This is a genomic window from Collinsella sp. AF20-14LB (assembly GCF_003459505.1).
GTDB lineage: Bacteria > Actinomycetota > Coriobacteriia > Coriobacteriales > Coriobacteriaceae > Collinsella.
This window is the reverse complement of sequence record NZ_QRWD01000002.1, coordinates 65,215-91,086: the sequence shown is the minus strand read 5'-3', so window position 1 is coordinate 91,086 and position 25,872 is coordinate 65,215. Positions and strand designations below refer to the sequence as shown.

The following is a 25,872-nucleotide window of genomic DNA, read 5'->3' as shown; positions in this document are numbered from 1 at the left end:
TCGTCGCCCGATCGAGACCGTATCTTTCCAAACAGCAAAGCGGGCAGGGTGCCCGCGAGTCGCATGTATGAAAGGAAGATCATGCTCGATCAGGCTTATTCTCGTCGTCAGTTCCTCGGCCTCGCTGGTGGTCTTGCCAGCATCGTCGGTCTCGGTCTCGTTGGTTGCGGCGGCTCCAACGCCGCCAACACCGCTGCTGAGGGCAGCGCCGCTGCTGCCGAGTCCGTCTCGGGCGAGGTGACCTACGACGGCGCTTCCTCGTTCCAGGCTCTCGTCGAGACTGCTGCCGAGAAGTTCATGGATGCCAACCCGGACGTCTCCGTCTCTGGCTCGGGTAACGGTTCGGGCAAGGGCCTGACCGCTGTCGCCGCCGGCACCGTCGCTATCGGTAACTCCGACGTCTTCGCCGAGACCAAGCTCGAGGCCGACCAGGTCAAGAACCTCGTCGACCACGAGGTCGCCGTCGTGGGCATGGGCCCCGTCGTCTCCAAGAACGTCAAGGTCGACGACCTGTCCCTCGAGCAGCTCAAGGGTATCTTCTCCGGCCAGATCACCAACTGGAAGGAGGTCGGCGGCGACGACGCCAAGATCGTCGTTCTCAACCGCAAGGCCGGCTCCGGCACCCGCGCCACCTTCGAGGCCGCCGTCTTTGGCGACGAGGCCGTCGACTTTAAGGGCGACGCCGAGCTCGACAAGTCCGGCGATGTCCAGACTCAGATGGGCAGCACCGACAATGCCATCTCCTACCTCGACTTCTCGCACTTCGACGACTCCAAGTTCAACGCCATCAAGGTCGAGGGCGTGGAGCCCAAGAGCGCAAACGTCACCGACGACTCCTTCAAGATCTGGGCGACCGAGCACATGTACTGCTCCAAGGACGCCGACGAGGCCACCAAGGCCTTCCTGGAGTTCATGCTTTCCGACGACGTCCAGGGCAAGCTCGTCGAGGAGCAGGGCTTTATCCCCGTCTCTGCTATGAAGGTCGTCAAGGACGTCAGCGGCAAGGTCTCCGCTAAATAAGTAATCGCCCCGGAAAGGTTTGCAATGGCAAAACAGCTGCCAAAGCGCGACCTTGAGAACGTGGGCCTGGGCGTCACGGGCGCGTGCGTAGCGCTCGTGACGCTTGTCGTTGCCGCGCTCATCTTTATGGTCGCCCAAAAGGGCCTCTCGGCTTTTCTCAAGGACGGCGTTTCGGTCGTCGAGTTCTTCACCGGCACCAAGTGGGACCTGGCCAACACAGCCGAAAACGGCCTGCCCTACACCGGCGCCCTGCCCCTGATCGTCACCTCGTTTGCGGTCATGGTGCTCTCCACGCTCATCGCGCTGCCCATCGCCATCGGCTCTGCCATCTTTGCGGTCGAGATCCAGCCTAAGTTTGGCTCCAAGGTCTTTCAGCCGCTTATTGAGCTTTTGACCGGCATTCCCTCGGTCGTCTTTGGCCTGATCGGTTTTCACGTGGTCGTCGGCCTTATGAAGAGCGTTTTCCATGTGAGCACGGGTCTGGGTATCTTGCCCGGCGCTATCGTGCTGGCAGTCATGATTCTGCCGACGATGACCACGCTTTCGGTCGATGGCCTGCGCGCCGTGCCCGATAGCTACCGCCAGGGTTCGCTCGCGCTGGGCTACACCCGCTGGCAGACCATCTGGCACGTGGTGCTCAAGTCCGCCATGCCCTCGCTCATGACCGCAGTCATCCTTGGCATGACCCGCGCCTTTGGCGAGACGCTCGCCGTGCGCATGGTCATTGGCGGCATCGAGGCCATGCCGACGTCGCTGCTGTCGCCGGCGTCTACCATCACCACCACGCTCACCACGTCCATGGCGGTCTATGCCGAGGGCTCGGCGCAGGACGACGTCCTGTGGGCGCTCGGTCTGCTGCTGATGGGCATGAGCCTCATCTTTATCCTGATCATCCATCTCATTGGCCGCAAGGGGGCGAAGGCTCGTGGCTAGCACGCGCATCCACATCGACGAGGCGAGACTCGGGCTTGTCCAAAAGCAGGACCGCATCGCCACGGGCGTGCTGACGGCGATTGTCGCCATCGTCATGCTTATCGTCGTCTCCATGGTGGCCTACATCCTGTTCGAGGGTATCTCGACGCTGTTCCAGCCGGGCTTTCTCACGCAGCCCGCACGCGCCAACGGAACGCAGGGCGGCGTGCTCTACCAGCTGTTCGACTCGTTCTATCTGCTGCTGATCACCCTGATCATCTCGGTGCCCATCAGCCTGGGCGGCGCGGTCTTTTTGGTTGAGTACGCGCCCGATGGGCCTATTCGCGACATCGCGTCGACCGCCATCGAGACGCTGTCCTCGCTGCCCTCCATTGTCGTAGGCATGTTCGGCTTTCTGGTGTTCTCGGTGCAGCTGGGCTGGAAGTACTCCATCATCTCCGGCGCCGTCGCGCTCACCATGTTCAACATCCCCATCCTGGTGCGCGTGATTCAGCAGGCGCTCGAGGACGCGCCGCAGGCCCAGCGCGATGCATGCCTGGCCATGGGCCTCACTCGCTGGGAGGCCACACTGCACATCCTGATTCCCGAGGCCATGCCCGCCATCGTGACCGGCATCGTGCTTTCGGCCGGCCGCGTGTTTGGCGAGGCCGCGGCGCTGCTCTTTACCTCGGGCATGAGCTCGCCGGTTCGCCTGAACTTCTTGAGCTTTAACCTGTCGAGCCCCACCTGCGCCTGGAACGTGTTCCGTCCCGGCGAGTCGCTGGCCGTGCACATCTACAAGATCTATGGCGAGGGCAGCCCCGAGGCCCAGCAGATCGTCTGGGGCACTGCGGCACTGCTGATGATTTGCGTGCTGCTGTTTAACGTAGTCGCCCGTATCGTGGGCAAGCAACTGGCAAGGAGGATGACGGCCGAATGAGCGAGACGAATGCGACGCCCGCAACCGAGGCGGCATCGTCCGACACCCAGGACTTTTTGTCGAGCGTGGGGGAGAGCGAGAAACGTGTTCGCGTGAGCGGCAAGGCCGTGAGCGACGAGGTCGTGCTCTCCACCAAGGACGTCAACGTGTACTATGGCGACCACCATGCGCTGCACAATACGTCGCTCGACTTCCACAAGGGTGAGATCACGGCGCTCATCGGGCCTTCGGGCTGCGGCAAGTCGACCTTCTTGCGCAGCCTCAACCTGATGAATCGCGAGATTCGCGGCTGCCGCGTGGAGGGCGAGATCAGCTACCGCGGACGCAACGTGAACACCAAGACCGAGAATACCTACGAGCTGCGCCGGTCCATTGGCATGGTGTTCCAGCAGCCAAACCCGTTCCGCAAGTCCATTCGCGACAACATTACGTTTGCGCCCAAGCGCCACGGCATCACCGACCGCGACGAGCTCGACCGCATGGTCGAGGAAAGCCTGCGCGGTGCGGCGTTGTGGGACGAGGTCAAGGACAAGCTCGACAAGAGCGCCTACGCGCTTTCGGGCGGCCAGCAGCAGCGTCTGTGCATTGCGCGCACGCTGGCGCTCAACCCCGACGTGATCCTGTTTGACGAGCCCTGTTCGGCGCTCGACCCCATCTCGACGCTGGCGATCGAGGATTTGATGTCGTCGATCGTGGCCGACCGCGCCATCGTCATCGTGACGCACAACATGGAGCAGGCGTCGCGCGTGTCCAACCGCACGGCGTTTTTCTACATGGGCGATATGGTCGAGTACGACGAAACCGACGAGATTTTCCAACGGCCCAAGGATAAGCGGCTGAATGATTACCTCACCGGCATGTTCTCCTAGTCCGGGACATGCTTGAGGCCCGCGGCGGCCATGGTTGCCGCGGGACTGATTGGAGAGGCGGGTCATCTCTTGCGGGAGATGGCCCGCCTTTTTGTGTCGTGTGCTGGTGCGCTTGCCCAAAACCACCACGAAGGCGCCCGTCCCCTTTGTGGTGGTTTTCGCTATCATGGAGAACGTTGAATTTCTACGAAGGAGCAGGGCATATGGCGATTCTTTTGGGATGCGATTCCGTCAGCCTAGAGTTTCCCACCAAGCATATTTTCGATAGCGTGACGCTCGGCGTGGACGAGGGCGACCGTATTGGTATTGTCGGCAAAAACGGCGACGGCAAGTCGACGCTGCTGAGCGTGCTCGCCGGCGCGCTGGAGCCCGACGACGGCCGCGTGACGCACCGCCGCGACACCACGATCGGATTGCTCGGCCAAAAGGACAACCTGGTCGATACCGACACCGTGCATCATGCCGTCGTGGGCGACACGCCCGAGTATGAGTGGGCGTCGAGCCCCCGTACGCGCCAGATCCTCGCCGGCCTCATTAGCGATGTACCCTGGGAGGGCATGGTAGGCGAGCTCTCGGGCGGTCAGCGCCGCCGCGTGGACCTCGCGCGCCTGCTGATCGGCGACTATGACGTGCTCATGCTCGATGAGCCCACCAACCATCTGGACATGCGCACCATCAACTGGCTTGCGCGTCACTTAAAGGCCCGCTGGCAGCGCGGTCAGGGCGCGATGCTCGTGGTCACGCACGATCGCTGGTTCTTGGACGAGGTCTGCACCAGCATGTGGGAGGTTCACGACGGCCAGGTCGATCCCTTCGAGGGCGGCTATTCGGCATATATCCTGCAGCGCGTGGAACGCGACCGCATGGCCGCGGTTACCGAGGAACGCCGTCGCAACATGGCACGTAAGGAGCTCGCGTGGCTGAGCCGCGGTGCCCAGGCGCGCTCCACCAAGCCCAAGTTTCGCGTGGATGCCGCTCGCGAGCTGATCGCCGACGTGCCGCCCGTGCGTGACGAGCTGGAGCTCAAGCGCCTGGCCGTGAGCCGCCTGGGCAAGCAGGTTATCGATGTGGTCGACGTGGACGCCGGCTATGCGGATACCGATGGCGCGCCCAAGCAGGTGCTCAACGACGTGACCTGGCTCATTGGTGCGGGCGACCGCTATGGTCTTTTGGGCGAGAACGGCGCCGGCAAGTCGACTTTGCTCGACGTGATCCAGGGCAAGATCGCGCCCCTGCGCGGCCGCGTGAAGATCGGCCAGACGGTGCGCTTTGGCGTGCTGTCGCAGCAGCTCGAGGAGCTCGAACCCTACATGGGCGACACGATCCGCGAGGTGCTCAGCCACTATAAGAAGTACTACGTCATTGACGGCAAGGAGACTTCACCCGAGAAGCTCTGCGAGCGTCTGGGCTTTACGACGCAGCAGCTCTGGAGCCGCATCGGCGATCTTTCGGGCGGCCAGCGCCGTCGCCTGTCGCTGCTGCTGACGATCCTGGACGAGCCCAACGTGCTCATCCTGGACGAGCCCGGCAACGACCTGGATACCGACATGCTGGCGATTGTCGAGGACTTGCTGGACGGCTGGCCCGGCACGCTGATTCTGGTGACGCACGACCGCTTTTTGATGGAGCGCGTGACCGACCAGCAGTGGGCGCTGCTCGACGGCCACCTGACGCATATGCCCGGCGGCGTCGACCAGTACCTGCGCCTGTGCAACGCCACCGCCGAGGGCGAGCCCGTGGGTGCACCGAGCGCCAAGACCGGTACGTTCGACACCGGTGCCGCGGCGGCTGCGGCCGAAAAGCCCAAGTCGAGCGGTCAGCCCAACGGCCTTTCCAATGCCGAGCGCCAAAAGCTCCGTCGTGAGGTGAGCTCGCTCGAGCGCAAGATGGAAACGCAGCGCGCTCGCGTGGAGGAGGCCGAGGCCGCCATGGCCCAGGTCGATCCCACCAACTACACGGCGCTGGGCGAGCAGCAGGCAAAGATCGACGAGGCCCACGCCGCCATGGACGAGCTGGAGATGGCGTGGCTCGAGGCGAGCGAGAAGCTCGAGGGCGAGGAGTAGGCGAGGATGATCAAGGCCGCGTTTTTTGATATCGACGGCACGCTGCTGAGCTTTGAGACGCACCGGATTCCGGCGTCGGCGCAGCAGGTGCTCGACAGCTTTCACGAGCAGGGGATTGCGTGCGTCATTGCCACGGGTCGCCCGACCTACCAGATGCCCGATTGGCTGTTCGATCTTGGTTGGGATGCGTACATTACGCTTTCGGGCCAGCACTGTTTTGATGCCGAGGGCGTTTACCGTAGCTGCCCGATCGATCCGGACGACGTTGCGGTGATTGTGGACCAGGTGGCCGAGGGGCGCTACGACTCGCTGTGCATGCAGGGCGAGAACTCGTTTGTGAACCGCCTGTCCGAGCGCGTGGTGACGGCCGGCAGCAACGCGGGAATTGTCTACCACGAGGAGCCGTTTGAGCACGCCTTTGACGCGCCGGTCTACCAGTTTTGCGCCTTTGTGGATCCGGCCGACGAGCATATCGTGACCGACGCCGTGTCGCATTCGCTCACCACGCGCTGGTGCGACCTGTTCTGCGACATTATTCCCGCTAACGGCGGCAAGGACCTGGGTGTGGCAGCGACGCTGGAGCGCCTGGGTGTCGACGCGAGCGAGGCGATCGCCTTTGGCGACGGCGAGAACGACCTGTCGATGTTCTCGGCCGTGGGCACAAGTGTGGCCATGGGCAACGCGCAGGATACCGTGAAGGCCGCAGCGACCTACGTGACGACCGCCGTAGACGACGACGGCGTCTACAACGCCGCCGAGCACTTTGGCCTGCTATAGCTACGGATTCGGCACTTGGGGACGTTCCTTTTGCGCCGGCAGTCGGAGGCACTCCTTGCGGGGCGTGTCCCCGCTTTGTTTTCGTCCCGTGCGTTTTGTGAAACACGGTTAACTTTTTAGACAACGTAGTAAGACATAGGCAACTTTTGCGGTAAAGTAAATCAAGCAAAAGTATCCAAAGGCTAACTAGAAGCCATCGCGAAAGGCGGCCCATGGCCCTGCGTGAATCCGGAGAAGACTATCTCGAATCGATCTACGTTCTGTCGGAACGTCAGGGCACCGTGCGCTCGATCGACGTTGCGGAGTACCTCGGCGTAACCAAGGCGAGCGTTTCCAAGGCCATGGCGACGCTGGAAAGCAACGGCTATGTCGAAATGGGCAAACGCGACGTGCATCTGACGGAACGCGGTCTTGAGGTTGCCCGTCAAATGTGGGAGCGCCACTGCTTTTTCGTGGGGCTGCTGGAGGATGCGGGTGTTTCGGCTGAGGTCGCGTCGCAAGAGGGCTGCCACATGGAGCACTGCCTGAGCGAGGAAAGCTTTGAGAAGCTGAGGGCGATGCTGGGACGGGACAGCGACCGGGACCAGTAGCCCCGCCAACCAAGTCCAACTCAGACAAGGAACCCCGCCAGCAAGCGATGCCCAAGAACCGCCAGCAACGTTACCGCAGGCCGGGACCGGGCTTGGTTTTTGAAAACACTCCGCAGACCAGAAGCGCCCCCGTTCGTAGCTCCGAAGGAGCAGAACGGGGGCGCTTCATTGGTCGAGGACGTTTTCAAAACCAAGCCCGGTCCCGGCCGGAGGGACCACAGGCGCTACAGGTTCTTGACACCCATCGCGCGCATGGCGTTCAGGATAGCGATGATCGCCACGCCCACGTCGCCAAAGACGGCAAGCCACATATTGGCGATGCCCAGCGCTGCCAGCACAAGGATGAGCAGCTTAATGCCCAGCGCAAAGATGATGTTCTGCCAAACATTCGACATGGTCTTGCGCGCCACGCGAATAGCGCGGGAAATGTCGGACGGCTTGTCGTCCATCAGCACCACGTCGGCGGCCTCGATCGCGGCGTCGGAACCCATGGCGCCCATGGCAATGCCCACATCAGCGCGCGTAAGCACAGGCGCGTCGTTGATACCGTCGCCGACAAAGGCGAGCTTGCCCTTGCCACTTTCGGCCGCGAGCAGCGCTTCAACACGCTCGACCTTGTCGCCCGGCAGCAGCTGCGCGTGGAACTCGTCGAGGCCGAGCTGCTTGGCCACAGACGCTGCAACCTCCTCGCGGTCGCCCGTGAGCATGACGGTGCGCTTGACGCCGGCGGCGTGCAGGTCGCGAATCGTTTGCTCCGCATCGACCTTGATGGTGTCGGCAATTACGATGTGGCCGGCATAGGTGCCGTCGACGAGCACGTGGAGGATCGTACCGACGACCTCGCAATTGGGAGCGTCGATACCGGCCGCAGCAAGCATCTTGGCGTTGCCGACGACGACATGTTTGCTGTCGATAGTCGCCGTCACGCCATGGCCCGCGTTGTTGGCGGAGTCGCTTACGCGCTTGGGATCGAGCTCGCCCTGGAAGGCGGTGCGCACCGACTGCGCGATGGGATGGTCGGAGAACGACTCGGCGAGGGCTGCGACCTCGAGTAGCGACTGCTCGGTATAGCCTGCCTCGGGGTGCACCGCGACGACCGAGAACGTGCCGTTGGTGAGGGTGCCCGTCTTGTCAAAGACGACGGTGTCCACATCGGCGAGCGTCTCGAGGTAGTTGGAACCCTTGATGAGAACGCCCAGCTTGGACGCGCCGCCGATGCCGCCAAAGAAACTGAGCGGCACGCTGATCACGAGCGCACACGGGCAGCTGACGACCAGGAAGGTCAGGCCGCGCAGGATCCAGTCGGACCAGGCGCCGGTGACCAAACCGCCGCCGAGCGCGAGTACCGCGGCCGCGCCGGTGACGGCGGGCGTGTAGACGCGGGCGAAGCGCGTGATGAAGTTCTCGGTGCGCGCCTTCTTTTCGCTGGCATTCTCCACGAGTTCCAGGACGCGCGCGACGGTGGACTCGCCAAAGGGCTTGGTGGTGCGCACGTGGATGAGGCCCGTCATGTTGATGCAACCGCTGATGATATCGTCTCCGGTTTTGGCCGGACGGGGGACTGACTCGCCAGTAAGGGCGGCGGTATCGAGCTGTGTCTCGCCTTCGACGATGATGCCGTCGATGGGCACGCGCTCGCCAGGCTTGACGACGATGACGGTGCCGACGGCGATGTCATCGGGGAAGACTTGCTCGAGCGTGCCGTCGGGCTGCTCGACGTTAGCGTAGTCGGGCGCGATGTCCATCATGGCACTGATCGACTTGCGGCTCTTGCCCACAGCGTATGCCTGGAACAGCTCGCCGACCTGGTAGAACAGCATGACGGCGGCGCCTTCGGCCATGTGCGGGTCGGTATCGGGGAAGAGCACCATGGCAAACGCGCCGATGGTCGCGACTGCCATAAGGAAACTCTCGTCGAAGGCCTTGCCGCGGCGGATGTTATTGAATGCCTTTTGCAGTACGTCGTATCCGGCAATCAAAAACGGCACGAGGAACAGCGCGAAGCTGGCGTAGATGTTGCCAGGCTCCCCAAATGCGATAGTGAGGGCGCCGAGCTCGTCGAGGGCATAAACAACGGCAAAAATGCCCAGTGCTACCAGGATGCGGTTGCGCTTGTGCTCAAGGGACTCTTTCTTCTTGCGCTTCTTCTTTTTCTTTTTGGGATCGGCGGCTGCCATGATTCAAACCTCCCATTTGAGTGTATGAACACTTGCTCATATAATTTCGCGAGCAAAGGCCGCGGCAAGCGCGGCCTTACAGGTCAACGTATGCGCGGGTTAGAGAATGATTTCGCAGTCCGGCTCGGCGTCGGCGGTGAACTCAACGACGCGGTCCAGGACCTCGTCGAACTCGGCGTCGTCAGCCTCGAGCGTCAGCTTCTGGGTCATAAAGTTGACCGAAACGGACTTGACGCCATCGAGCTTAGCCAGCTCGTCCTGAAGTTCACGCGCGCAGTTGGCGCAATCGATCTCGTCGAGCTTGAACTGCTTTTTCATGGTGGGTTCCTTTCCCTGTGTTAGCGGTCTGGGTGCCGGCCGCGCTGATACCGTGGTTGATTGCTATTCGCAGATATGGCTCATGCCCTGGTTAAGCATGGTGTAGACGTGATCGTCGGCAAGCGAGTAGAGAATGTTGCGGCCGTCGCGGCGGAACTTGACCAGGTGCGACTGCTTAAGCGTGCGCAGCTGGTGCGACACCGCAGACTGCGAGGTCGCGGTCGCTTCGGCGATGTCAGCCACGCAGAGCTCGCGACCCATGAGGGCATAGAGAATCTTGATGCGCGTGGTGTCGCTGAAGACCTTGAACAGGTCGGCAAGGTCGTAGAGAAGCTCCTCGTCGGGAAGGTCCTCGGGCGAGCAGGTGGTGGGGACGATCGGCTCGGTGGCCTCGATGCCAGTCTTTGTTTCATCAGCGTGGCTGCTCATTGCAATATCCTTTCATATGAACATGCGCTCATATAACTTACTTCCGATTATATGAGCGCATGTTCATATGTCAATGACGTTCAGGTAATTCGTCGCACAAAATGATGGGGAATAGTGGACGAGATTCCGGACTGAGCGGTTTTGATAGTCGATGCCGGGGTGGGTGCCCCCGCGCCGTGCAAAAATTGGAGTATTCTGCAACTATAGGGGGTCCGTTAATCTATTCCAGGCCAAATAAAGCCGCTCAAGAGTTATCCAAGGGCGGTAAACAGACAAGGTCTTCCTCAAATGTTGCCTAACGTTCCCGTTCGATAGCGTTTTTGTTTCTCATTTGGATTAACTTGTGGGTGCTGGAGGGCCGACCCTGCTGAATACTCGCAATTTTGCACATCGCTAGGGTACCCACCTTGTTAGTCAGTCTAGCTTCCGGCCCCGAAGATTCTGCCCTCGGGCGCGAGGCTGCTTATTTGGGCAAATGATGGGCTGTCGGATTCGACAGTCTGCATGTCATCGATTGCCGGAACTTCATTTATTGTCGGGTCATCCAGCGCGATACCTTCGAGTGTTGCTTTTTCGAGGTCGATTCGTTGACGATCTTCGGAATCCTGGCGAAGCTGCTTCTGAATTCGCTTTTTCTCTTCTATAAACCTTCTGAGCACAAACTGTCTCAGGTCCTCTTGCATGATTTGAAAGTCTTTTGGCAGACGCGAGGGGCGTATACCCTCTTTCCGTTGGATCGCCTCCATGACCCTAACGAAAGCGCTGGCATGCATAAAGGAATAACGACTGACGGTGATGATTCCGTATCCCATGGACGCAAGCGCATTCTTGCGCTCCTCATCGATGGCGCGGTCTTCTTCCGCGTCATGATAAAACCCGTTGTATTCAATGTCTGCGCGAGATTTCTTTAGATACGCATCCATAAAGAACTTATTGCGTCTCGTGAGATTCTTTGCGGCAGCGGTGACCTGCACCTCGTAATCGGTCTCAATTCCCTTAATACCAAGCCCTCCTTCGCTTTTGGGCAGCGTTAGCATCATGACAAAGGCCGTTTCCATAGGAGACCGGCATCCGTCGCGCACATATTGGATCGCCTTTCGGGCAAGGGCCAGACCGTCGCATCTGGTAATGGAATTAAAGAACTGTTTTAACCTCTCGGTCGAGGTGAGCGCGAAACGCTCGATATAGGAGGTGGAAGAGTCGGTTCCAAGGGAGTAAACGCCGCACAATTCAAAGTAGTACTCCACCAGTTCGCGAAAAGGGAGATAGGTGGCGGCCTGAAGTGCGCAAAGCTCAACGCCAACAATAAAGATGCCATCTTTGAGCTCTATAAAGCGTGAGTTCGAGAATCGTTTTGACGAAACGTGGCATTGACAGTTCAGTGCATAGCGCGCATTCCTGCGATCAAACACCATTACCTCGAGGCAATCATTTGTGTCGAGAGAAACATCGTGTTTGGTGAGCCATTCTGCGGCTGCGTCAAGGAGCGTTCCGGTGGGACATGATCCATAAATCGCGGCAGGGTTACAGGGCTCGGTGTCTTTCGCAGACGCCGAATGCGCGGCCTGGTAGACCGCTTTTGCAGTGGTATGTGACAATACGATACTCATGGTATATATCGTGTCAGCTAATGCCGTATTGATGGCGCTGAGTGGGAAAGTCGTTTTAGGGGCCTAACCAAATGCTGTCCAAAAGCTTGACGCAATTATGGGTGGGCACGCCTAAAATCAATGTTATCGCAGCTTAGCTATAGCATATAAAAACTCAATTGCTGCACATTTGATATCGATGCATCACCATCCGACAACGAATTACGTGTCGGGAATTGGCCGAAATCGTTCAAAATGAGGGTTCAGAATTTGTGATGGCAGATCTATCTGTGGAACGTAGGGCGGCCCCGCTGCGGTGTTTCCCGCTGCGAGGCCGCTCGTGAGCAAGTAGTGTTTGTCGCAGGCGTTGCTATTTCGCGAATAGGTTCTTGAGGTTGAACTCGGCCTGTACCGTGCGGAGCATGAGGTCGGTGTCGTCCAGACCCAGATGCTGCTCGTTGGCGTCGGGCGCGAGGGTGCCGCGACGGCGTGCCCAGTTCTCGAGCGCGGCGGGGGCGGACTCGCGGGGGAGCGAGCGCACGTCGGCGTCCAGGCTGCGGCAGATCTGGCGCGAGTCGATGACGATGATCTTACCCGCGCGGCGTGCCTCGGCATAACCGTCCAGGTGAATCTTGAACCAGCTGTCCTCAAAGGCGGCGTTATGCGCCATGTACGGGTACTTCTTCATAAGCTTGAGCAGCTGCTTTTGCAGCTCCTTGTTCTCGCGGAAGGGCGTTTTGCCGTCGATGTCGTCCCAGGTAATGTGGTGGATATTCGACAGCGGCACATCTTCGCCGCGGTAGATGTCGGGCAGGCCGCAGTAGTGTGCCTCGGCGTCATGCGGGACGGCGTCGCTGGTGAGCTCCATGATCTCCCAGCCCACGTTGATGATATAGCCGCGCTCGGGTGCACGGCCGGTGGTCTCGATGTCGATACCGAGCACGGTGCCCTGGATGGGCTTGCGGGCGTAGGCCACGCCGAGCGCGTCGCGGTCGCCGCGGATTTCGCGCATAACGGACGCGGCAGTGCGCTTTTGCATCTTGCCGATGGCGGCGCAGGTGTCAGCATCGGACAGGCCGCGCGAAAGCGTCGCGGGCGTCACGTTGCGCAGGCGTGCCTCGCCAATCTGGTCGCACAGGTCGCGGTTGCGGTCGGCCAGGTCGCGCACGGTGGCAAAGTCGAAGCCGGGGTCGCCCTCGGCGGTAAAGTACTCGGTCTCGAGCACCTTGAGGGCCTCTTCGCCCTTCTGGCGCTCGGACTCCATGGCGCCGTGATCGCCATAGATAAACATAGGGATAAACGGTTGGCGTTCGTATTCGAGTGCTTGCGAAACGTTCATAGGCTGCTCCTTGGACGGGCCGCGTCGCGCGGCTCGGGGTTACTGAGTTGTGGCGAGATGATAGTTTACCATGGGCAACTATTGGCACCGCGCCCGGGACAACTACAATACCCTAGTTGACCGCTAGGACTTTTACAATGCTGCCGAAAGACACGAAAGGTTCCATCCTTCATGGATTTGCTGATTGATATTTTGCTCGACGCCGGCAAGGACACGCTGTCGCTGGTGCCGTTTTTGTTGGTGACGTATCTGGCCCTCGAGACCTTGGAGCACGTCGCGGGCGACCGCGTTAACGGGGCCATCAAGCGCGCCGGCGCCACGGGTCCCGTGGTTGGCTCGCTGCTGGGCATGGTGCCGCAGTGCGGCTTTTCGGCAATGGCGGCCACACTGTACGCCGGTCGTGTCGTGACCTTGGGCACGTTGGTGGCGGTGTTCCTTTCGACCTCCGATGAGATGCTGCCGCTGTTGCTCGCCGAGCAGGTGCCCGTGCAGACCATGGCGATGCTTTTGGCTTCGAAGGCACTGATCGCGCTGGTCACGGGCTTTATCGTGGACGCCGCCATTCGCGGCCTGCGTCGTAACGCTCGCGCGCATGCGGCGATTCGCCGCACCGTGCTGGGAACCGCGGCCAACCCGGCCCACGTGAATTGCGCGCACGACGACCACACTGGCGGTGACATCATCGACGAGGTGGCCGAGGCGGGCGTGAGCGCCGACCACATCCACGAGTTGTGCGAGCGCGACCATTGCGGTTGCGATGAAGACGAGGACGAGCACGAATACGGACATGGCCACGATCACGGTCATGAGGGCGAACATGAACACCATGATGGTCACGGTCACTCCCACTCCCACGAAGGGACGCCTGTCCTGTCGATCATCCGCAGCGCGATCTCGCACACCGTGCAGGTCTCGGTATTCATTTTTCTGGTGACGCTGATTCTGGTTGCCGTGCTCGAGACGTTCGGCGAGTCCGCGATCGAGCAGTTCCTGCGCGGCAACGAGATACTCGCTGTCCTGGGTTCGGCGCTTGTCGGGCTGATTCCCAATTGCTCGGCGAGCGTGGTCATTACACAGCTGTATCTGGAAGGCGCGCTGCAACTGGCGCCGATGCTCGCCGGCACGCTCATTTCCGCCGGCGTGGGTTATCTGGTGCTGTTCCGCACCAACCGCAGCGCCCGCGAAAATGTCGTGTTCCTGATCATGATGTACGTCATCGGCGCTGGCTGGGGCCTTATCCTTTCCGCCTTTGGGTTCTAAGTGGATGTTTGGGGCATGCCGTAAAACTAGGACATGCCATAAATTCCACCGCCATGACCTGGGCGTTGGATGCGCGTCAATCGGCAAAACAAAAAGGTAGATTATTAGGCATGTCTCAAAAATCTACCTTGGTTAGTGCAGCAACTCGGTGAGGTTGCGTTTAAAGCGGGCGCGGTCTTCGCTGGTAAATGCTGCCGGACCGCGAGTGCGTCCGCCGGCGCGGCGTACCTTCTTTTCCTCGTGGCGAATAAACAGCTGCATGTCGATGGTTGCTTTGTCGTAGACGCGCCCGCGCACACCGATAGCGGCGGCATCGCGCCCGAGCACCATGCTCGCCAAGCCAATGTCCTGCGTCACGACCACGTCGCCCGCCTGCAGGCGTTCGACAATGGCAAAGTCGGCGCTGTCGGCGCCCACGCTCACGTCGAGCGTCGTGACCCAAAAGCCGCGTCGCGCGTGCTCGGCATCGCGCGGGTCGTCGCGGCGAATGTGCCGTTCCAGGTTTTGCGTGCTGTTGCCGGCGATAACAACGGCGACGCCCGCCCGCCGCGCGCAGTCAATCGACTCGCGCGTGACCGGGCAGGCGTCGGCATCAATAAAGAGCGTTCGCGGCATCTAGTGCACCAGTTTGCCAAATTGAATAGCGCGAACTATCAGCGTTACGCCAAACACCAGCAGCGCGGCGCCGCTAAAGATGACGAGCATCTTGGCCGACCACAGCGGATAGATAAACACGAACATGCCGGCGATGATGGAAAGTGCGCCGCTCAGGATGGCGAGGGCGCGGTTGGACGAAAGCTCGGACTCCAGAATGGACATGACACCTTCGACAATCCAGCCAAAGCCGGCCACGATAACCACCATCGTGGTGAGCGTCGCGGTCGAGAAGGCCTGGTTGCGCAGGATTATGACGCCGCCCAAGATAATGAGTAGGTTGGAGATGATGCTCGTCACGCGCCAGCCGGTGGGCAGCAGCGGCTCAAAAATGGCAGTGAACAGTCTGATGGCAGCAGTGATTACAAAGTAAAAACCCAGGACGGTCGTCAAAAAGACGAGGGACTTGGCGGGTGCAAAAAGCAGCGCGATACCAGCAATGAGTGCTAAGACGCCCGTGATGGCGTAGATCCAGCGTACGGCCTTGACGGCTTTGCCCGCCATGCTTTTCTCGTCAAATCCAAACTGGCTCGATTTTTGGTCATCGTTCTTAAAGATGCCCATAATGTCTCCTTTCCGTGCGGCGTAAGCCTTGATCGTTACAACCAGTATCGCTTAAAGGCGCTGGCGTATGGGTCGGGGAGGGCGAAACGTAACCCAAAGGTCCCGAATTGTTTCCGTTGTTCCCCACGTCGCGATTTTCTATTCAACAGGTGTAGAACATTGCAGCCCTGTTCGTTATTGCCTACGTTTTAGGTTAGATTTTCCTAAAGACAATTGGCTTGAATTGGGGGTCCCTATGAACGAAGCAGTTCCCGCAGCGCCGGTAAGCGCAGAATCGATGGCAAAGCAGGGCTGCGAAAAGCTCGGTCTGGAAGCGTTTGATGCGCTGGTCCGTCGTGCCCGTACGTGCCGTCGCTTTGACGAGTCCATGCGCGTGCCGCGCGAGTTTTTGCTCGAGCTGGCGGAACTGGCGCACCTGGCTCCCTGCGGTGCCAATGCTCAGCGTCTGCGTTTTCATGCGGTAAGCGGTGCAGAGGACTGCGCGCGTGTATTTGACGAGCTTGCATGGGCCGGTGCGCTCAAGGATTGGCCGGGTCCTGCCGAGGGCGAGCGCCCGACCGGCTACATCGCGATTCTGGCTGAGCGCGCCGTTCCGGGCAAGCCTGCCGCTCCCATTACCGAGGTCGACACGGGCATTGCCGCGCAGACGATGATGCTCGCCGCCCGCAGCGCTACGCCCGAGGTGGCAGCCTGCATGTTCAAGGCCTTTACGCCCCATGCGATCGATGCCATGGGGCTCGATAACGACAAGTATGAGCTCAAGCTGATCATGGCCTTTGGCGTTCCGGCCGAGATACAGGTGATCGATGCGATCGATTCCAACCCCGATGGCTCCATCAATTATTGGCGCGACGAGGCACAGGTGCACCACGTACCCAAGCGTTCGCTCGCCGACGTGCTGGTGTAGCTGAGCGTCACCGCGGCGTGATCAGACGGTAAACCACCACAAAGGTGCCTGTCCCCTTTGTGGTGGTACGAGGGGAGGGCGTGTGGCAGATCTGTATTTGGTGCGGCATGGGCAGACTGAGCTCAATGTGCAGAGCATTTTGCAGGGCTGGCACGATTCGCCGCTTACGGCGCGCGGGCGCGAGCAGGCGCTGACGGCGCGTACGGCGTTTGCGGCGCGTGGCGTGGCCTTTGATCATGTGTATTCCTCGCCGTTGGGCCGGGCGCGGCATACGGCCGAGCTTATCGTTGGCGAGGGCCGTTCCATTGAGCTGGTCGATGACCTGCGTGAGTGGCATTTTGGCTCGCTGGAGGGCACATCAAATCGCGAGATGCCGCCGCAGCCCTGGGGCGATTATCCGGTGGCCTTTGGCGGCGAGTCGGAAGTGCAGCTTCAGTCGCGCATGGTCGCGGCGCTGTCCCGTATTATGGCCCGGCCGCAGCACGACTGCGTGCTGGCGGTTTCCCACGGCTCAGCCTGCCAGGAGTTTCTTGAGTATGTGACTGGCGGGGGAGAGCTGCCCGACAACGGTGCCGTGCTTCATTTTGGCTATTGCGACGGGGCGTTTTCGCTCTTGGGTTGGTAACGAACGAAAGGACCCCTATGAATAAAGATCTGTATCTGGTCCGTCATGGACAGACGATATTCAACCTTAAGCGTATCATTCAGGGGTGGAGTGACTCGCCGCTTACGCAGTTGGGTTGCGACCAGGCGGCGCGCGCCGGCATGTTTTTACGTGCGCGCGGCATTGAGCCCGATCATGCCTACACCTCTACGCTTCATCGCACCGAGCAGACTATCGCCAACTTGTGGCCGGGCTTGGCGTACGAGCGCCTGGACGGCCTGCGTGAGTGGTTCTTTGGCGACTTTGAGGCCGAGCGCGTGATGCTTATGCCCGAGCGCCCGTGGCGCGACTTCTATCGGCAGTTTGGCGGCGAGGGCCAGATCCAGGTGCGCACGCGCATGGTGGCGACGCTGACCGATCTTATGCAGCGTCCGGACCATACGTGCGTGCTCGCGGTAAGTCATGGCTCAGCTATCAAGGAGTTTTTGGACCACGTGCGGGGCGCGGCGGCTGACGAGCGCGAACGCGTGCCGGGCAACTGCTCAGTGCTGCATTTTGCGTTTGACGATGCGGCCGATACGTTTGAACTGGTCGAAGTCTTTACGCAGGAAGACTACGCGCGCGAGCTGGGGCTAGAGCCGCTCGTGGCGGCGGCAGGTCCGCAGCGTGGATAACGCTGACGTTGCGGCCCGGTTTACCGGCGTAATTGTTTGATGCGAAAAGGGCGGAGGTGCATGCGTTTGCTGCATCTCCGCCCCTTGTTTGTTTGGATGCTGGGTTTTCCAGCTTAGCGTTTGAGTTCGCTAGAACCGTGAGACCTGGTGAGTGAGCAGACCCGTCGGAACCTGCGGCGCGCTGCCGCTGACCTGCGCGGCGGGGAACAGCACGGCTACAGCAAAGTTGAACGGCTCTTTGCCAGAGTAGGCGCCGGCAGCGCGGGCCTCGTCGGCCAGAATCTGCGATGCCCCAGCCAGTGCGGCGACATAGGCGGAGTCACCGGCGAACACCGGGTCGGGCGCCTGATCGAGCATGGCACGGATGGCGGCAACGGCGTCCTCGCGCTTGACCTCCCACACGCGATGTGTGACGCCCGCGGGATCGGTGACGGCGTAGAGCGATGCGCCCTCTTTGGCAGCGCTCAAAATGATATCCATGACGGGCGACGCCTCGTAGGCGAGCGACACGGGGCGCGGCTGCACCTTGAGCTCGGCGATCGCGCGCGCGGTGGCGAGTGCGTCGATGCTCTCGGCGGCAGCCTCGTCGCCGCCCGTCAGCACGTTAACCGGGCAAATCGCCACGACACCCGTCACGCGTCCCGGCTCACCCGAGCATTCGTACACGTAATACGCCGCGCCTGGATCCTTGAGCATCAGACCATCGGCAATGGCTCCGCGCAGAGCATCGTTGCCGCTCAGGATGCTGCCCATTGCAGGCAGTGCCTCGAGCACGCGGTCCTGAGCCGGGCGGATGCAGGGAAACGGAAGTGCTTTCATGGGGCGGTCCTAACGCACGAGTCGGTTTGTTCGCGGCTTATTATGCCCCAACTTGGCCGCTCGCGTCCCAGAGCACGTTATCGGCGAGCGCGATTAGCACCTGCTGACAACGAACGATGTCGGCGTGGGGCACATATTCGTTGGGCTTGTGGGCGAGCGCGAGCGAGCCTGGGCCATAGCTCATGCAGTTACGGTTACCCGTCTTGCCGGCAATGACGGCAGTGTCGGTGTAGCCGGTAAAGAAGCCGACGGTCGTATCCGTGCCCGTTACATCGTCTGCTGCGCACTTGAGTGCAGCTAGAAGGGGAGAGACCGGATCGCGCTCGATGGCGGGGCGGTCGCCCGTCACGGTGTAGCTGCCATGGCAGCCTGGGACCGCGGCTTCGGCGACGGCGATGGCATGCTCGACCATATTGATTGCGGCGGCCGTATCGGTCGGCGGGGTCAGGCGCATGTCGACCCAAACTTTGGCGCGGTCGGGTACGACGTAGGGGCGATATCCGCCCTCGATTTGGCCAAACGTGATGGTCGAAGGCCCCAGCTCATCGTGCGCGGGCAGCGCCGCAAACGCGCGACGAAGCGAACACACGACCTCGGCCATGGCGGCGACGGCATCCGCGCCCTTCCAAGGCTGGCTCGCATGCGCCGTCACGCCAGCCATTTCAATCTCGAACCACGTGCGACCCTTGTGCGCCACCTGGATCTGTCCGTCGGTGGGTTCGGTGTCCAGCACCCATTCGCGCGAGCCGACCCAGCCAGCATCGATCGCGGCCTCTGAGCCGCGCATGAAGTCTTCCTCGTCGACCGAGCAGATGAGCGAAAAGCCGCGGCGTGGCAGCGCGCCATCCGCCGCCACGCGTTCGAGCGTATGGACCAGTGCGGCAATGGCGCAGGCCAGGCCACCCTTCATATCGCAGGCACCGCGGCCATAGAGTTTATCGTCGCGCACAACCGCCCCAAGCGGTGCGATGTCTGCGTCCCAGCCATCGCCCAAGGTGACGGTATCCATGTGGCAGATATAGATCAGCCGCGGCTCGTCGCTTTGGCCCGGCACGGTGACTTTAAGGTTGCGGCGCCCGGGCAGCACTTCGAGCTCCTCAATCTGCACGGCATCGAGCGCAGAACTATCAAGTTGTGCCAGCTGCTGCTCAATGAGCCTCTTAATGAAGCGCTCGATCTCGTCCTCATACGCGCCCGGGTCTGAGCTTTCGATCCGCACAAGCTCCTGCGCAAGCCGCCAGGCAAAGTCCTCATCAACCATATGCAACCTCACAATCAGTTTGCTTTCCAAACCGATTGTAAGCCTCCTGAGAGATCCGCGACGTGGGCGTGGCAGTATTTACCGTTCGCAGGCCGAGCCAGTGCGTTTGCCGTCCGAGCGGGTTCACAAGCGACGCAGCGGGTACGTACCCTTCATGGACGACATGCTGTGCGACATATCTGCCTTTCGGTATCACCGGATACCCCCACAGGTCTTGGCAATAATGCCGGACCTGCCTGATTCTGTAGACGATCCGCGCAGGGAGCACCTATGTGAGCATCCGCTCGTCACGCATTTCCTGGGCACCCCGTTACACGTGTTGGCGCAGGGCAGCTGCGGACGTAAGGGCGATCGCATTGTCAGGCATGTTTGGAACGGGGAGAGGCCGTTTGATTCCATGCGACAGACAGAGTTTGGCCTCGATGTCGCGTCCCCGCTCTTTACCCTGCTGACCCTGGCTTCCTCGGTCTCAAACGAGCGTTTAATCATGTGCATGTATGAGATGTGCGGCACCTTTGCCGTGTGCAAGATTGCGCCTCAGGTAAAGTCGGCACTTGTGCAGGCATATGGGGACCGGTGGGGTGACGCACGGTTGGGTTGGGAAAATGTAAAGGATGTCTCGGGGAATCCAACGGACCTGTGGAAACGACCGCCCTTGATCGAGTTCTCTGAACTTACAGAGTTCGCCGATAAGATCCGGGGGCTCCGCGGCGCTAAATCGTTTACACGTGCCGCGAAATGCATTACGGGGGTGGCGGCATCGCCGCTTGAGGTCCAGGCTTCGATGCTGTTTGGCCTTACGAGGTTGCGCGGCGGCGAAGGGCTGCGCCTTACCAATAACGTTGAGATTCGTATGACGCGCAGCGCCCGCCTGATTTCGGGGCTTGATAGGCGCTATGCCGATATCCTGCTGGCAAATAAGGACGGCAGTCGAGAGTGTCTGGTTGAATGCCAAGGTAAAGCCATTCACGGATCCATTGAATCCAAGATTTCGGACTCCGATCGAACGACGGCGCTGCAAGCGATGGGATATCCCGTCATTCTGATGACCTATGGTCAGCTGGCCGACTCCGATGCCTTCCGCGTGGTGATGGAGCTCATCATGTCCTATCTCGATGTGCCGCTGAAAGACAAGACGCCGCGACAGCAGGAGCTCGAACGGCGGCTTCGTGAGGAGATTTTTATCGATTGGGCAGGAATGTAGCCGCGCGGGTGGAAAACGGTCGCGCGGACTAGAGTTTTGGTCACAAAAAGACTTATATTTCGCCTTGGAGGGGCCTTAAAAATGCTATCTAGAATAAGTTGTTTCGGAAAATGGACAGTCAACTTACATTCGGCACATAGAGATCGATTTTTACCTACTAAAGTCCCTGATAAAGCTGTTTATCAAAGCGGGTGTGCTTAGCGACTTGAGCCTCACTATCGATTATCTGAAAAAACTTGTTCTGGGTATCATTTTAAAGTCGTCCGGAGCAACAAAATCGGCCCCCGTTTCGTGAAAACGGGGGCCGAATGGGCTTCGTGGTCTGTCTGGCAGGATTGGCGCCGGCGCTATTTAATCACGCGCACACGATACATCGACGGAATTTGCTTAAGTGCCTCGATCGTGCTGCCGTCCAGGTGCTCATCGGTGTCGAACATGGTGTAGGCGTTCTCGCCAGCGGACTCGTTGGTCATGCGCTGCACGTTGGCGTTGTCCTTGGCGAGAATGGCCGTGATCTGGCCGATCATGTTGGGCACGTTGGCATGCAGGCAGGCAATGCGGCTTGCGGCGCGCGCCTTGCCCATGCTGCAGGCGGGGTAGTTGACGCTGTGCGCGATGTTGCCGTTTTCCAGGTAATCCTTGAGCTCGCTGATGGCCATGTCGGCGCAGTTGGCCTCGGCCTCGCCGGTGCCGGCGCCCGAATGCGTGGTGATAAACGTGTTGGGCATCTTGACGGTCTTGGGCGTGGCAAAGTCGCAGCTAAACCAGCTGAGCTTGCCCGCGCGCAGGGCGGCGTCGACGGCGTCCTCGTCAATGATGGTCTCGCGCGCGTAGTTGATGAGCACGGCGTCGGGCGCCAGCAGGTTAATCTGCTCGGTGCTGATCATACCGATGGTGTCGGCCTTGCTGGGCACGTGCACGGTGAGGTAGTCGCAGCCGCGGCACAGATCCTCGAGCGTGCCCACGCGCTGCACCTCGCGGCTCAGCACCCACGCGTGCTCGACGGAAATGAACGGGTCGTAGCCGTAGACGTCCATGCCCAGATCGACACAGGCGTTGGCGACCTTGGAGCCCACGTTGCCCAGGCCGATGACGCCAATGCGCTTGCCCTTGAGCTCGCGACCCACAAAGGCCTTCTTGGCCTTCTCGGCGTCGACTTGGATATCGGGGTCGTCGGCGTTGTCGCGCACCCAGTTCATCGACTGCACCACGCCGCGGCTCGAAAGCACCAGCATGCCCAGGACGAGCTCCTTGACGGCGTTGCTGTTGGCGCCGGGGGAGTTAAAGACAACGACGCCCTTCTTGGCGTACTCCTCGACGGGAATGTTGTTGACGCCGGCGCCGCAGCGGGCGATGGCGCGAATGCCCTCGGGCAGCTCGTAGCCGTGCAGGTCGGTCGAGCGCATCAGGATGGCGTCGGCCTCCTCGGCGGTGCTTACAAACTCGTAGCCCTCGCCAAACTCGACTTTGCCGTCTTTAGTGATGTCGTCGATGGTCTTAATCTTACGCATGGAAAAACTCCTTAGCAGGTTTTGATCTAAGCAGGGTGGTTTGAAGTGGCTGGTCGGCCCGCTCGTTGCGGGCTAGTTAGATCGCGGACTCAAACTATGCTGCGCTTCGAAGTCCTTCACATACGAGGCCAGTGCCTGCACGTCTTCCATGGTGACGGCGTTGTACACGCTGGCGCGCATGCCGCCGACGAGGCGATGGCCCTTGACGTTTTGAATCTGGTGCTCGGCCGCGCCTGCGACAAAGGCGGCGTCGAGGTCGGCATCGCCGGTACGGAACGTGACGTTGGCGATGGAGCGACTGTCTGTCTGTGCGGTGCCGTGGAATAGTTTGCTGTTCTCGAGCAGGTCGTAGAGCAGGTTGGCCTTGGCCCAGTTGCGCTCGGCCATGGCGGCAAGTCCGCCGGTCTGTTCAACCCAATGGAACACCTTGCCGCACACGTAGATGCCAAAGGTGTTGGGCGTGTTGAGCATGGAGCCCTTGGCGGCTTGGGTCTTAAGGTTCAGGTACTGCGGCGTCTGCGCAAAGGCCGGGTCGTCGGCGATCAGGTTGTCGCGCACGATGACCACGGTCACGCCCGCGGCGCCGGCGTTTTTCTGCGCACCGGCGTAAATGAGCCCGTAGCGCTCAACGTCGAGCGGCTGCGACAGAAAGCAGCTCGAGACATCGGCGACCAGCGGCACATCGCCACAGTTGGGCAGCTCGTGGTACATGGTGCCGAAGATGGTGTTGTTCTGGCAGATGTAGACGTAGTCGAGCCCGTCGCCCGTGGCCTCGGCGGCAATACGCGCGTTGATGTCGGCCATGTCGGGGATGCGGTCGAAGTTGGTGTCTTCGGAGCTCGCGAGCAGCACGGCCTCGCCGTACTTGGCGGCCTCCTTGTACGCCTTGTTGGCAAAGTTGCCGGTCACGACGTAGCCGGCGCGGCCGCGGCGCATGAGGTTCATGGGGATGCCCGCAAACTGCAGCGTGGCGCCGCCCTGCAAAAACAGGACGCGGTAGTTGTCGGGGATGCTCAGCAGACGGCGCAGGGTTGCCTCGGCGTCGTTGATAATCTGCTGGTACATGCTAGATCGATGGCTCATCTCGAGTACGGACATGCCGCAACCGCGGTAGTCCATCATCTCGTCGGCGATCTCGGCGAGCACGCTTGTAGGCAGCGCGGCCGGGCCAGCTGAGAAGTTGTGCACACGTGCCATCTTCTAGTTCCCCTCGTAGTCGTTTGAACGTTCGGGATACTTTAGCACAGTGGAGCGTCAGGCGCGACCGAATCACAGCAAAACCCGAGTGCGCCGCTATGATTTACAGGATGGTTACATGGGGGAGGCTACTTGAGTAGTTTGAATCTGCTCAAAGGGTTCTTTCGATGGTCCTCGATTGCCAGGATGCTGATGTTTCGCTGCTCAACATCCACGTGGTAGTACACGCCGTAGTGCGCGCAAAAGAAGACCCTGCAGTCAATGGGCGGAAAGGCCGCCTGATAGTAGGGGTCGTATTCTTCGCCAAAATAAGGATGCTCGGCTAGAAAGTCGATGAGGTTGCCGATTCTGGCGTAGATTCGCTCCGAAGGAATCTCGGCATAGGCATAGAGTGCCTCGTCAGTCATGACAACATCAAAAGGCTCATCAAGTTCGTCGAGCTCCGAGTAGAACTCGACGTCTGCGTTATCCAATTTCATGGCGAGCTGCCCTGATGCGATCCGCATCTGCCTTGGCCTGTTTCCAAGGCCGCACACGACCGTTCACTAAGTCGTCGTAGCCACGCGTGATAGCACGCTGAATGCGATCCTCTCGCTCCTGAATGGCGGATAGCGCGCGCGTCTGCTCGTCATAGGCCTCGGCATCCATGACGACAAGCGACGCCGACCCGTTTTTGGTTAGGTAGACGGGCTCTTTGGTTTGATGGCAGCTATCTGCTATGGAACCAAAGTTGCGTTGCAGATCTGAAATAGGCTTTACGACAGGCATATGAAAGTCCTTACATAGAATCATATGTATAACTCTATGTTGATTATAGCGGAGGATGGGGTTTCTAACGTTGATGTTGGGAACGCGTAGGGCACATAATGTCCGCCCGTCATCGTCTACGGGTACCACATGTCCGACGGCACCTTGTTCGCGCCGCTCGCACGGTATTCGTTGCGCGGCTTCGCCGAGGGCCACTGCGCCATTCTGGTCTTCACCCGTGAGAAAGCGATCAAGCCTGAGCTCTTCGTCGTGGACGTGGTGGGCGCGAGCGCCGAGGGTGAGCGGACTGACTTCGTTGATGTGGCAGAGCTCGACGCCCACCTCGGGGACAAATTGTCCCGATGCGAGGTCGTCTTTGACGAGCCGGCGAATCTTGCCCAGGCTTGGGTCTTTGTGACCTGCAGCTACCAGACGAGTAGCTCCCGCACCGTCGTCAACGCCACGGGCTCAATTGGCAACTGAATTAAGTTTCCAAACCCGCGTGGGGTGGCAACGCGTTCCGCATAGATAATGATCAGTGGCTAGATCGCTGTTCAAGACCAAATCCATTGGTGGAATAATGTCCTTAGTTTGCAAATGGAGAAAGGCAGGGGCGATGGGCTTTTTCGATAAAAGCTTCGACCCAATTAGAGAAGCACAGAAGGCTGAGGCCACCTGTGCTCAAGGCGCCGTCGCTGCCGTTGCAGACAAAGCAGGGGAAAACGCAGATGGAGTCAAGCGGGGCGTCGAGAACGCAAGGGCAAAAGAACCGGATGAGTACGAGCTCGCCGTTATCGACTACAACCAAACCTATACCGATCTGGAATCGGGAGGAATCGAGCTCTACCAGTCTAGGTTGAGGAGCATCGACCTGCTGGACCTCGTTACCGACTTGGTGAACTCAATCGCGAACGCGCCGAAGTCATTCGTGGAGGGTATCGAGGAGGTGTCCCACAAGAAGCGAAGCTTCAGGGAGTCGGAGGCCTTCGCCCGCGAAGAGCTGGACTCGGCGCGGAAATCGGCGGCCAGCGCCGGTGCCGGCGTCGCGGCGGGCATGGCCGTTGCAAGCATCGCTCCATCTGCCGCCATGTGGGCTGCTGCAACTTTTGACACCGCCTCCACGGGCGCCACGATCTCCACGCTGTCAGGCGCTGCCGCGACGAATGCGGCGATGGCCTGGCTCGGCGGAGACGCATTGGCTGCTGGAGGCGGCGGAATCCACGCCCCCGACTGGACAATCGCCTTCAAGGAAGGCAGCGTGCGCCACGTGTTCTTCGTCGCCGAGACCAAGGGCACCATGGACACGATGGAGCTCTCCGGCGTGGAAAACGCCGAGATCGCTTGCGCGAAGAAGCTCTTCAACGAGATGAGCACCAACGACGTGCGCCACCACAACGTGGCGACGTATGAGGATCTGCTCGAGGTGATGGGTAGGATGAGCTAGGCC

At 60.4% G+C, this 25,872-nt stretch carries 27 protein-coding genes; 14 read left to right on the top strand and 13 right to left on the bottom strand.

All coding sequences use genetic code 11. From position 1 onward, the window contains the following. The first annotated feature begins 81 nt into the window (after nt 1-81). From DWX63_RS01700 to DWX63_RS01670, 7 genes are all read left to right on the top strand, one after another. Nucleotides 82-1,020 (top strand): phosphate ABC transporter substrate-binding protein, encoded by a 939-nt coding sequence (locus DWX63_RS01700; protein ID WP_117842614.1) that lies wholly within the window; start codon nt 82-84, stop codon nt 1,018-1,020. A gap of 24 nt (nt 1,021-1,044) precedes the next feature. Beyond that, the gene (gene pstC / locus DWX63_RS01695) at nt 1,045-1,953 is read left to right on the top strand and encodes a phosphate ABC transporter permease subunit PstC (protein WP_117735919.1); all 909 of its coding nucleotides are present in this window, start codon (nt 1,045-1,047) and stop codon (nt 1,951-1,953) included. Continuing rightward, a complete protein-coding gene (gene pstA, locus DWX63_RS01690; protein WP_233514433.1) occupies nt 1,946-2,872 on the top strand; it encodes a phosphate ABC transporter permease PstA in 927 nt (308 codons plus the stop codon). Before pstC ends, pstA begins: the two co-directional genes overlap by 8 nt. Further along, the gene (gene pstB, locus DWX63_RS01685) at nt 2,869-3,741 is read left to right on the top strand and encodes a phosphate ABC transporter ATP-binding protein PstB (RefSeq protein ID WP_192934525.1); all 873 of its coding nucleotides are present in this window, start codon (nt 2,869-2,871) and stop codon (nt 3,739-3,741) included. The genes pstA and pstB overlap by 4 nt, the downstream gene beginning before the upstream one ends. A 203-nt stretch (nt 3,742-3,944) precedes the next feature. Continuing rightward, on the top strand, nt 3,945-5,804 hold the full coding sequence (locus DWX63_RS01680; protein WP_117842613.1) for an ABC-F family ATP-binding cassette domain-containing protein: 1,860 nt from the start codon (nt 3,945-3,947) through the stop codon (nt 5,802-5,804). Nucleotides 5,805-5,810: 6 nt separating this feature from the next. Beyond that, complete coding sequence (locus DWX63_RS01675) at nt 5,811-6,581, top strand: Cof-type HAD-IIB family hydrolase (protein WP_117842612.1); 771 nt, start codon at nt 5,811-5,813, stop codon at nt 6,579-6,581. Nucleotides 6,582-6,793: 212 nt separating this feature from the next. Further along, nucleotides 6,794-7,171, top strand: a complete 378-nt coding sequence (locus DWX63_RS01670; RefSeq protein WP_117776889.1) for a metal-dependent transcriptional regulator — start codon at nt 6,794-6,796, stop codon at nt 7,169-7,171. Nucleotides 7,172-7,395: 224 nt separating this feature from the next. Here the strand turns inward: DWX63_RS01670 and DWX63_RS01665 are convergent, their stop codons facing one another. The 5 genes from DWX63_RS01665 to DWX63_RS01645 form a co-directional block, all read right to left on the bottom strand. After that, nucleotides 7,396-9,348, bottom strand: coding sequence for a heavy metal translocating P-type ATPase (locus DWX63_RS01665; protein WP_199411062.1), 1,953 nt, complete (start codon nt 9,346-9,348; stop codon nt 7,396-7,398). A 99-nt stretch (nt 9,349-9,447) separates the two neighbouring features. Continuing rightward, the gene (locus DWX63_RS01660) at nt 9,448-9,666 is read right to left on the bottom strand and encodes a cation transporter (protein ID WP_006235433.1); all 219 of its coding nucleotides are present in this window, start codon (nt 9,664-9,666) and stop codon (nt 9,448-9,450) included. Nucleotides 9,667-9,729: 63 nt separating this feature from the next. Further along, nucleotides 9,730-10,095 (bottom strand): helix-turn-helix transcriptional regulator, encoded by a 366-nt coding sequence (locus DWX63_RS01655; RefSeq protein ID WP_055252065.1) that lies wholly within the window; start codon nt 10,093-10,095, stop codon nt 9,730-9,732. Between the two features lie 419 nt (nt 10,096-10,514). Further along, the gene (locus tag DWX63_RS01650; RefSeq protein ID WP_117842611.1) at nt 10,515-11,705 is read right to left on the bottom strand and encodes a hypothetical protein; all 1,191 of its coding nucleotides are present in this window, start codon (nt 11,703-11,705) and stop codon (nt 10,515-10,517) included. Nucleotides 11,706-12,054: 349 nt separating this feature from the next. Continuing rightward, nucleotides 12,055-13,023 (bottom strand): 3'-5' exonuclease, encoded by a 969-nt coding sequence (locus tag DWX63_RS01645; protein ID WP_117766893.1) that lies wholly within the window; start codon nt 13,021-13,023, stop codon nt 12,055-12,057. Nucleotides 13,024-13,194: 171 nt separating this feature from the next. Here DWX63_RS01645 and DWX63_RS01640 point away from each other — a divergent pair, with 171 nt between their 5' ends. After that, the gene (locus DWX63_RS01640) at nt 13,195-14,283 is read left to right on the top strand and encodes a putative manganese transporter (protein WP_117842610.1); all 1,089 of its coding nucleotides are present in this window, start codon (nt 13,195-13,197) and stop codon (nt 14,281-14,283) included. 132 nt (nt 14,284-14,415) lie between these two features. Here the strand turns inward: DWX63_RS01640 and DWX63_RS01635 are convergent, their stop codons facing one another. Both DWX63_RS01635 and DWX63_RS01630 read right to left on the bottom strand, forming a co-directional pair. After that, complete coding sequence (locus DWX63_RS01635; protein WP_055252057.1) at nt 14,416-14,898, bottom strand: DUF188 domain-containing protein; 483 nt, start codon at nt 14,896-14,898, stop codon at nt 14,416-14,418. After that, complete coding sequence (locus DWX63_RS01630) at nt 14,899-15,501, bottom strand: HdeD family acid-resistance protein (protein WP_117797862.1); 603 nt, start codon at nt 15,499-15,501, stop codon at nt 14,899-14,901. Between the two features lie 235 nt (nt 15,502-15,736). Here DWX63_RS01630 and DWX63_RS01625 point away from each other — a divergent pair, with 235 nt between their 5' ends. The 3 genes from DWX63_RS01625 to DWX63_RS01615 all read left to right on the top strand — a co-directional run bounded on the left by DWX63_RS01625 (nt 15,737) and on the right by DWX63_RS01615 (nt 17,686). Next, on the top strand, nt 15,737-16,408 hold the full coding sequence (locus DWX63_RS01625; protein ID WP_158559587.1) for a nitroreductase family protein: 672 nt from the start codon (nt 15,737-15,739) through the stop codon (nt 16,406-16,408). A gap of 82 nt (nt 16,409-16,490) precedes the next feature. Continuing rightward, nucleotides 16,491-17,033 carry a histidine phosphatase family protein gene (locus DWX63_RS01620; protein WP_055252053.1) on the top strand — a complete coding sequence of 181 codons (543 nt, stop codon included), beginning with the start codon at nt 16,491-16,493 and terminating at the stop codon, nt 17,031-17,033. 17 nt (nt 17,034-17,050) lie between these two features. Then, nucleotides 17,051-17,686, top strand: coding sequence for a histidine phosphatase family protein (locus DWX63_RS01615; protein WP_117563979.1), 636 nt, complete (start codon nt 17,051-17,053; stop codon nt 17,684-17,686). Between the two features lie 129 nt (nt 17,687-17,815). On the opposite strand, the gene DWX63_RS01610 is transcribed toward DWX63_RS01615, so the two are convergent. Further along, a complete protein-coding gene (locus DWX63_RS01610) occupies nt 17,816-18,505 on the bottom strand; it encodes a DUF1015 family protein (RefSeq protein ID WP_117637782.1) in 690 nt (229 codons plus the stop codon). Between the two features lie 40 nt (nt 18,506-18,545). Then, nucleotides 18,546-19,766, bottom strand: a complete 1,221-nt coding sequence (locus tag DWX63_RS01605; RefSeq protein WP_117842608.1) for a M20 family metallopeptidase — start codon at nt 19,764-19,766, stop codon at nt 18,546-18,548. Nucleotides 19,767-19,920: 154 nt separating this feature from the next. On the opposite strand from DWX63_RS01605, the gene DWX63_RS01600 reads away from it, so the two are divergent. Further along, nucleotides 19,921-20,970 carry a hypothetical protein gene (locus DWX63_RS01600; protein ID WP_117842607.1) on the top strand — a complete coding sequence of 350 codons (1,050 nt, stop codon included), beginning with the start codon at nt 19,921-19,923 and terminating at the stop codon, nt 20,968-20,970. Nucleotides 20,971-21,317: 347 nt separating this feature from the next. On the opposite strand, the gene DWX63_RS01595 is transcribed toward DWX63_RS01600, so the two are convergent. The 4 genes from DWX63_RS01595 to DWX63_RS01580 form a co-directional block, all read right to left on the bottom strand. Beyond that, nucleotides 21,318-22,481, bottom strand: coding sequence for a phosphoglycerate dehydrogenase (locus DWX63_RS01595; RefSeq protein ID WP_117842606.1), 1,164 nt, complete (start codon nt 22,479-22,481; stop codon nt 21,318-21,320). Between the two features lie 72 nt (nt 22,482-22,553). Further along, nucleotides 22,554-23,678, bottom strand: coding sequence for a 3-phosphoserine/phosphohydroxythreonine transaminase (gene serC / locus DWX63_RS01590; RefSeq protein WP_117842605.1), 1,125 nt, complete (start codon nt 23,676-23,678; stop codon nt 22,554-22,556). Nucleotides 23,679-23,806: 128 nt separating this feature from the next. Continuing rightward, nucleotides 23,807-24,157: a type II toxin-antitoxin system RelE/ParE family toxin gene (locus DWX63_RS01585; protein ID WP_158559586.1), complete on the bottom strand. Its 351-nt coding sequence runs from the start codon at nt 24,155-24,157 to the stop codon at nt 23,807-23,809. Next, entirely contained in the window at nt 24,144-24,446 is a 303-nt protein-coding gene (locus tag DWX63_RS01580; RefSeq protein ID WP_158559585.1) for a type II toxin-antitoxin system Phd/YefM family antitoxin, read from the bottom strand. Before DWX63_RS01580 ends, DWX63_RS01585 begins: the two co-directional genes overlap by 14 nt. Nucleotides 24,447-24,575: 129 nt before the next feature. On the opposite strand from DWX63_RS01580, the gene DWX63_RS01575 reads away from it, so the two are divergent. After that, entirely contained in the window at nt 24,576-24,908 is a 333-nt protein-coding gene (locus DWX63_RS01575; protein WP_117842602.1) for a hypothetical protein, read from the top strand. A gap of 133 nt (nt 24,909-25,041) precedes the next feature. Then, nucleotides 25,042-25,869, top strand: coding sequence for a hypothetical protein (locus DWX63_RS11365; protein WP_199411061.1), 828 nt, complete (start codon nt 25,042-25,044; stop codon nt 25,867-25,869). Nucleotides 25,870-25,872: the final 3 nt, after the last annotated feature.

Coding starts and splice junctions, on each gene's coding strand:
- DWX63_RS01655 (WP_055252065.1), bottom strand. CDS start 10,095: ATGAGCAGCCACGCTGATGAAACAAAGACTGGCATCGAGGCCACCGAG.
- DWX63_RS01660 (WP_006235433.1), bottom strand. CDS start 9,666: ATGAAAAAGCAGTTCAAGCTCGACGAGATCGATTGCGCCAACTGCGCG.
- DWX63_RS01635 (WP_055252057.1), bottom strand. CDS start 14,898: ATGCCGCGAACGCTCTTTATTGATGCCGACGCCTGCCCGGTCACGCGC.
- DWX63_RS01640 (WP_117842610.1), top strand. CDS start 13,195: ATGGATTTGCTGATTGATATTTTGCTCGACGCCGGCAAGGACACGCTG.
- DWX63_RS01605 (WP_117842608.1), bottom strand. CDS start 19,766: ATGGTTGATGAGGACTTTGCCTGGCGGCTTGCGCAGGAGCTTGTGCGG.
- DWX63_RS01700 (WP_117842614.1), top strand. CDS start 82: ATGCTCGATCAGGCTTATTCTCGTCGTCAGTTCCTCGGCCTCGCTGGT.
- pstC (WP_117735919.1), top strand. CDS start 1,045: ATGGCAAAACAGCTGCCAAAGCGCGACCTTGAGAACGTGGGCCTGGGC.
- DWX63_RS01630 (WP_117797862.1), bottom strand. CDS start 15,501: ATGGGCATCTTTAAGAACGATGACCAAAAATCGAGCCAGTTTGGATTT.
- DWX63_RS01625 (WP_158559587.1), top strand. CDS start 15,737: ATGAACGAAGCAGTTCCCGCAGCGCCGGTAAGCGCAGAATCGATGGCA.
- DWX63_RS01575 (WP_117842602.1), top strand. CDS start 24,576: ATGTCCGACGGCACCTTGTTCGCGCCGCTCGCACGGTATTCGTTGCGC.
- DWX63_RS01585 (WP_158559586.1), bottom strand. CDS start 24,157: ATGAAATTGGATAACGCAGACGTCGAGTTCTACTCGGAGCTCGACGAA.
- DWX63_RS01650 (WP_117842611.1), bottom strand. CDS start 11,705: ATGAGTATCGTATTGTCACATACCACTGCAAAAGCGGTCTACCAGGCC.
- DWX63_RS01665 (WP_199411062.1), bottom strand. CDS start 9,348: ATGGCAGCCGCCGATCCCAAAAAGAAAAAGAAGAAGCGCAAGAAGAAA.
- DWX63_RS01580 (WP_158559585.1), bottom strand. CDS start 24,446: ATGCCTGTCGTAAAGCCTATTTCAGATCTGCAACGCAACTTTGGTTCC.
- DWX63_RS01615 (WP_117563979.1), top strand. CDS start 17,051: ATGAATAAAGATCTGTATCTGGTCCGTCATGGACAGACGATATTCAAC.
- pstB (WP_192934525.1), top strand. CDS start 2,869: ATGAGCGAGACGAATGCGACGCCCGCAACCGAGGCGGCATCGTCCGAC.
- serC (WP_117842605.1), bottom strand. CDS start 23,678: ATGGCACGTGTGCACAACTTCTCAGCTGGCCCGGCCGCGCTGCCTACA.
- DWX63_RS01595 (WP_117842606.1), bottom strand. CDS start 22,481: ATGCGTAAGATTAAGACCATCGACGACATCACTAAAGACGGCAAAGTC.
- DWX63_RS01645 (WP_117766893.1), bottom strand. CDS start 13,023: ATGAACGTTTCGCAAGCACTCGAATACGAACGCCAACCGTTTATCCCT.
- DWX63_RS11365 (WP_199411061.1), top strand. CDS start 25,042: ATGGGCTTTTTCGATAAAAGCTTCGACCCAATTAGAGAAGCACAGAAG.
- DWX63_RS01600 (WP_117842607.1), top strand. CDS start 19,921: ATGGACGACATGCTGTGCGACATATCTGCCTTTCGGTATCACCGGATA.
- DWX63_RS01675 (WP_117842612.1), top strand. CDS start 5,811: ATGATCAAGGCCGCGTTTTTTGATATCGACGGCACGCTGCTGAGCTTT.
- DWX63_RS01610 (WP_117637782.1), bottom strand. CDS start 18,505: ATGAAAGCACTTCCGTTTCCCTGCATCCGCCCGGCTCAGGACCGCGTG.
- DWX63_RS01680 (WP_117842613.1), top strand. CDS start 3,945: ATGGCGATTCTTTTGGGATGCGATTCCGTCAGCCTAGAGTTTCCCACC.
- DWX63_RS01670 (WP_117776889.1), top strand. CDS start 6,794: ATGGCCCTGCGTGAATCCGGAGAAGACTATCTCGAATCGATCTACGTT.